The organism is Mycobacterium sp. UM_Kg1 (genome assembly GCF_000972925.1).
Lineage (GTDB): Bacteria > Actinomycetota > Actinomycetes > Mycobacteriales > Mycobacteriaceae > Mycobacterium > Mycobacterium hiberniae.
In genome coordinates this window covers 1-5,730 of record NZ_JRMK01000194.1, presented here as the reverse complement: position 1 = coordinate 5,730, position 5,730 = coordinate 1, and the positions used below count along the sequence as shown (strand labels likewise).

Here is a 5,730-nt window from a genome sequence, read left to right as displayed (position 1 = left end):
AGATCAGCGTGCTGCAGGAGCGCAACAAGTCCCTCGAGGCGAGCAAGTCGAAGACGCTCATCGACCGCGAACAACTCGCCGCCGAAGTCACCCGGCTGCAAAACGACGTGGTGCGGATGACCGCCGAGGCCGAGAACGAGCGGCAGCGCCTCACGGCCGAACTGGCCCAGCTGCGATCGCAGTTCGAGCAGGTCGCCGGCCCGGTCGACTCCGTCGAGGGCATGTCCGACCGGATCGCGCGGATGATGCGCATCGCCTCCGAGGAGGCGCGGCGCACCAAGGAACTGGCACGCCAGGACGCCGAGGCCCTCACCACGGAGCTGCGCGAGCAGCTGGAGGCGGCCAGTCACGACCGGGCCGCCGCCAGTGCGGCACTCGCCGAGTTCCAGGCGTCCACCCACGCCCGGCGGACGAAGATTCTCGAAGCCGCGACCCAGGAGGCGGAGCAGATCCTGCGCATCGCCCACGAGGAGCGCAGCCGCATCGCCCAGGAGATCGAAGAGGCCGAGCGCAGTCGCCGCGAGGTCTACCAGCGGCTGGCCGAGGACGACGAACGCAATCGCCGGGCGGCGCAGGAGGCCCTCGACGAGCAGATCAAGCTGGCCTGGGAAGAGGACGAGCGCAACCGCCGCGAGGCCCAGCAGCGCCTCGACCAGAAGATGAAGGCGGCGTGGGAGCAGGCCGAGGCCAACATCGCCAAACTGGACAAGGAAGCCCGTCTGGAGGCGTCCTCGTTGATCGCCAACACCAAACGCGAGGCCAAACTGCTGCGCGACCGCACGCAGGCCGAGGTGGAGCAACTCAGCCGCGAACGCGCCGGAATCGTCACCCACCTCAGCGAGATCAGAAATTGGATCGAGACCGCGGTCGGCGAGGCCCGGGCAGCGGCCGGCCCAGCCGAGGCGAGCGAGGCCGCATCCGAGGCACCGGCGCACACCGGAGGATAGGCGGGCCGGAGCGCCGCCTGCTGTTGCGCGCTGCTAGGCCGTCCGGCGCGTCCGCAACGCCTCCAGCGCCTTATCGGCGTGGGGGTCCATCGAGAACTCGCTGGCGATCACGGCCAGCACGGTGCGGTCGGTGTCGATCACGAACGTGGTCCGCTTCACCGGCAGGAACTTGCCCAGCAGGCCGCGCTTGACGCCGAACTGCGCCGCCACGGTGCCGTCGGCGTCGGACAACAGCGGGTAATCGAACCCCTGCTGGTCGGCGAACGTGGCCTGTTTGGCGACCGCGTCGGCGCTGATACCCACCCGGGTGGCCCCGACGGCGGCGAACTCGCCGGCCAGGTCGCGGAAGTGACAGGCTTCCTTGGTGCAGCCCGGCGTCATCGCCGCCGGATAGAAGAACAGCACCACCGGCCCCGCGGCCAGCAGCTCACTGAGGGTGCGCAGCGCCCCGGTCTGGTCGGGGAGCTCGAAGTCCGCCACGGTGTCGCCGGTTTTCATGCCGGTCACGCTACTCCCGGTGTCAGCGTCGCGACGGCGATCACCGGGGTCGATTCCGGCGGGCCGCTGCGCCGCCGCGCCGGCAATCAGCATGGTCTGGGAAGATGTGCGCGTGCAAACCACGAGCACTTCGAGGGTCGGTGTCACATCCCGGGCGGACTTCCGGGCCCTGGCGGCTGAGCACCGAGTGGTTCCGGTGACCCGCAAGGTTCTGGCCGACGCCGAGACGCCGCTGTCGGCCTACCGCAAGCTGGCCGCCAACCGCCCCGGCACGTTTCTGCTCGAATCGGCCGAGAACGGCCGGTCGTGGTCGCGGTGGTCGTTCATCGGCGCCGGCACCACCTCGGCGTTGACGGTGCGCGACGGTGAGGCGGTGTGGCTGGGGGCGGTGCCCCAGGACGCGCCCACCGGAGGCGACCCCTTGCAGGCCCTGCGCCAGACGCTGGCCCTGCTGGAGACGGCGACCATCCCCGGGCTGCCGCCGCTGTCGAGCGGGCTGGTGGGCTTCTTCACCTATGACCTGGTGCGCCGCCTCGAGCGGCTGCCCGAACTCGCGGTCGATGACCTGGGGCTGCCCGACATGCTGCTGCTGCTGGCCAGCGACATGGCCGCCGTGGACCACCACGAGGGCACCATCACCCTGATCGCCAACGCGGTCAACTGGAACGGCACCGACGAGCATGTCGACGAGGCCTACGACGACGCGGTCGCCCGCCTGGATGTGATGACGGCGGCGTTGAGCCAGCCGCTGGAGTCCAGCGTCGCGACCTTCGACCGGCCCGACCCGGACTACCGCGGGCAGCGGACCCCCGAGGAGTACGGGGCGATCGTCGAGCGACTGGTCGGCGAGATCGAAGCCGGCGAGGCGTTTCAGGTGGTTCCCTCGCAGCGTTTCGAGATGACGACGACGGCCGACCCGCTCGATGTCTACCGGATGCTGCGGGTGTCCAATCCCAGCCCGTATATGTACCTGCTGCAGGTGCCCGACGGCGACGGTGAACTGGCCTTCTCGATCGTGGGTTCGAGTCCCGAGGCGCTGGTGACCGTCCAGGAGGGCCGCGCGACCACCCACCCGATCGCCGGAACCCGGTGGCGGGGCGCGACCGAGGAGGAAGACCAGCTGCTGGCCAAGGGGCTCCTGGAGGACGAGAAGGAGCTCGCCGAACACCTGATGCTGGTCGACCTGGGCCGCAACGACCTGGGCCGGGTCTGCGTTCCGGGGACGGTGCGGGTCTCCGATTACAGCCACATCGAGCGCTACAGCCACGTCATGCACCTGGTGTCCACCGTCACCGGGGAACTCGCCGAGGACCGGACCGCGCTGGACGCGGTGACCGCCTGTTTCCCCGCCGGCACCCTGTCCGGGGCCCCCAAGGTCAGGGCGATGGAGCTGATCGAGGAAGTCGAGAAGACCCGGCGCGGGCTCTACGGCGGGGTGGTCGGTTACCTGGACTTCGCCGGCAACGCCGACTTCGCCATCGCGATCCGCACCGCGCTGATGCGCTCGGGCACCGCCTACGTCCAGGCCGGTGGGGGCGTGGTCGCCGACTCCAACGGCCCCTACGAATACACCGAGGCCTCCAACAAGGCCCGCGCCGTGCTGGCCGCGATCGCCGCCGCGCAGACGCTGGGCTCGCCCGGGACCGATGGCTGACGACCGCGAACCTCACCGGGCCCGCACCCTTCGCGGGGCGCAACTGCTGCTGGTAGTCGCCGGCGGCGGGTTGTGGGGCGCCTCCCGGCTGCCGTGGGTGCTGATTCGCTCGTTCGATGGGCTCGGCCAGCCCAGACAACTCACCGTCACCGGGGCGTCCTGGTCCACCGCGCTGGTGCCGATGGCGCTGTTGTGCCTGGCGGCTGCGGTGGCCGCGATGGCTGTGCGCGGATGGCAACTGCGGGTCCTGGCGGTGGTGCTGGCCGCGGTGAGCCTGGCTTGCGGCTACCTGGGCCTGAGCATGTGGGCGGCCCGTGACATCACCGTGCGGGCGCTGGACATCGCTGAGATCCCGCTGACCTCTCTGCTGGGCACCGACCGGCGCCTCACCGGAGCGGTGTTGACCCTGGTTGCGGCCGGGTGCGTGCTGGTGGCGGCCGTATTGTTGATGCGTACCGCCGCGCACGGCGTCGGCCGCGTCAACAAGTATTCCGCGCCTGCGGCGCGCCGCGCGGCCACCCGGGATCTGCCCGCCGGACCGGCGGGTGCGCAGGCCTCGGAACGTTTGATGTGGGACGCCCTCGACGAGGGGCGCGACCCCACGGGGGATCCGGAGGAGCGGCCACCGGGACCGGACGGCGAGGGTCGGTGACAGCGTGGGCAGCGACGATCGTTACCCTTCTTGGAAGTGTTCGACGAAGGCCCACCGGACGCGGGAGAGGAAGCGGCAGTCATGACTTCGGCATCCGTTCTCGACTCCATCATCGAGGGAGTCTGCGCCGACCTTGCCGTCCGGGAGGCTGCCGTCCCACTTGCGGAAGTCAAAGCCGCAGCTGAGGCCATGTCCCCGCCGCTGGACGTGATGGCTGCGCTTCGCGAGCCCGGCATCGCGGTGATCGCGGAGGTCAAGCGGGCCAGTCCGTCCAAGGGGCAGCTGGCTCCCATCGCCGACCCGGCGGAGCTGGCCAGCACCTATGCCGACGGCGGCGCCCGCGCGATCAGTGTGCTGACCGAGCAGCGCCGGTTCAACGGCTCGCTGGCGGATTTGGACGCGGTGCGGGCCGCGGTGTCGGTTCCGGTGCTGCGCAAAGACTTCATCGTGCGCCCGTACCAGATTCACGAGGCGCGTGCCCACGGCGCGGACATGCTGCTGCTGATCGTGGCGGCGCTCGGCCAGCAGGCCCTGGAGTCCCTGCTGGACCGCACCGAGTCGCTCGGCATGACCGCCCTGGTCGAGGTGCACACCGAAGAGGAGGCCGACCGGGCACTGACCGCCGGCGCCAAGGTGATCGGTGTCAACGCCCGCGACCTCAATACGCTGGAAGTCGACCGCGACTGCTTCGCACGCATCGCGCCCGGACTGCCCACCGAGGTGGTCAAGATCGCCGAGTCCGGTGTGCGCGGTACCGCGGACCTGTTGGCCTACGCCGGTGCCGGCGCGGATGCCGTCCTGGTCGGCGAGGGGCTGGTCACCAGCGGCGACCCGCGAGCAGCTGTTGCCGATTTGGTCAGTGCGGGTAAGCATCCGTCCTGCCCGAAGTCGGCCCGCTAAATGTCAGACACCCCGCACCCGAGTATTCCGCGCGCCAGTGCCGGAGTGGCTGAGCCCACCCGCCACGAGCCCGACGCCCGCGGGCATTTCGGCGTCTACGGCGGCCGCTACGTCGCCGAAGCGCTGATGGCCGTCATCGAAGAGGTCACCGCCGCCTACGACAAGGTGCGCAACGACCGCGAGTTCCTCGACACCCTCGATGACCTGCAGACGCACTACACCGGCCGACCCTCGCCACTGTATGAGGCGCAGCGCCTGACGGCCCACGCCGGCGGTGCCCGCATCTTCTTGAAGCGCGAGGACCTCAACCACACCGGTTCGCACAAGATCAACAACGTGCTGGGCCAAGCGCTGCTGGCGCGCCATATGGGCAAGACCCGGGTGATCGCCGAGACCGGCGCCGGCCAGCACGGGGTCGCCACCGCGACCGCCTGCGCCCTGCTCGGGCTGGAGTGCGTGATCTACATGGGTGCGGTCGACACCCGCCGTCAGGCGCTCAATGTGGCCAGGATGCGGCTGCTGGGCGCCCAGGTGGTGTCCGTCGAATCCGGTTCGCAGACCCTCAAAGACGCCATCAACGAGGCGTTCCGGGACTGGGTGACCAATGCCGATCGCACCTACTACTGCTTCGGTACCGCGGCCGGACCGCACCCGTTCCCGACCATGGTGCGGGACTTCCAGCGGATCGTCGGCCTGGAAACGCGCGTTCAGATCCAGCAGATGGCGGGCCGGTTGCCCGATGCCGTGGTGGCGTGCGTGGGCGGCGGGTCCAACGCCATCGGCATCTTCCACGCCTTCCTCGACGATCCGGCGGTTCGGCTGATCGGGTTCGAAGCCGGCGGCGACGGGGTGGACACCGGCCGGCATGCCGCGACCTTCGCCGGCGGATCGCCGGGCGCCTTCCAGGGCTCGTTCTCCTACCTGCTGCAAGACGAGGACGGTCAGACCATCGAGTCGCATTCGATCTCGGCGGGCCTGGACTATCCCGGTGTGGGCCCCGAACACGCCTGGCTGCGCGAGACCGGGCGCGCCGAATACCGCCCGATCACCGACTCCGAGGCCATGGACGCGTTCGGCGT

6 protein-coding genes are annotated in these 5,730 nt (G+C 70.1%); 5 read left to right on the top strand and 1 reads right to left on the bottom strand.

Annotated features, from left to right (window positions below):
- Positions 1-947: coiled-coil domain-containing protein (locus tag LI92_RS19365; RefSeq protein ID WP_046321826.1), on the top strand; the 947-nt coding region annotated here is incomplete at its 5' end.
- Between the two features lie 33 nt (positions 948-980).
- Here the strand turns inward: LI92_RS19365 and LI92_RS19360 are convergent.
- Complete coding sequence (locus LI92_RS19360) at positions 981-1,445, bottom strand: peroxiredoxin (RefSeq protein WP_046321825.1); 465 nt, start codon at positions 1,443-1,445, stop codon at positions 981-983.
- A 91-nt stretch (positions 1,446-1,536) separates the two neighbouring features.
- Between LI92_RS19360 and LI92_RS19355 the strand changes: the two genes are divergently transcribed.
- From LI92_RS19355 to trpB, 4 genes are all read left to right on the top strand, one after another.
- Positions 1,537-3,099 carry an anthranilate synthase component I gene (locus LI92_RS19355; protein WP_192830095.1) on the top strand — a complete coding sequence of 521 codons (1,563 nt, stop codon included), beginning with the start codon at positions 1,537-1,539 and terminating at the stop codon, positions 3,097-3,099.
- Entirely contained in the window at positions 3,092-3,751 is a 660-nt protein-coding gene (locus LI92_RS19350; RefSeq protein WP_046321822.1) for a TIGR02234 family membrane protein, read from the top strand. The genes LI92_RS19355 and LI92_RS19350 overlap by 8 nt, the downstream gene beginning before the upstream one ends.
- A gap of 81 nt (positions 3,752-3,832) precedes the next feature.
- Positions 3,833-4,651: an indole-3-glycerol phosphate synthase TrpC gene (gene trpC, locus LI92_RS19345; protein ID WP_046321823.1), complete on the top strand. Its 819-nt coding sequence runs from the start codon at positions 3,833-3,835 to the stop codon at positions 4,649-4,651.
- Positions 4,652-5,730: tryptophan synthase subunit beta (gene trpB, locus LI92_RS19340; RefSeq protein ID WP_046321821.1), on the top strand; the 1,079-nt coding region annotated here is incomplete at its 3' end.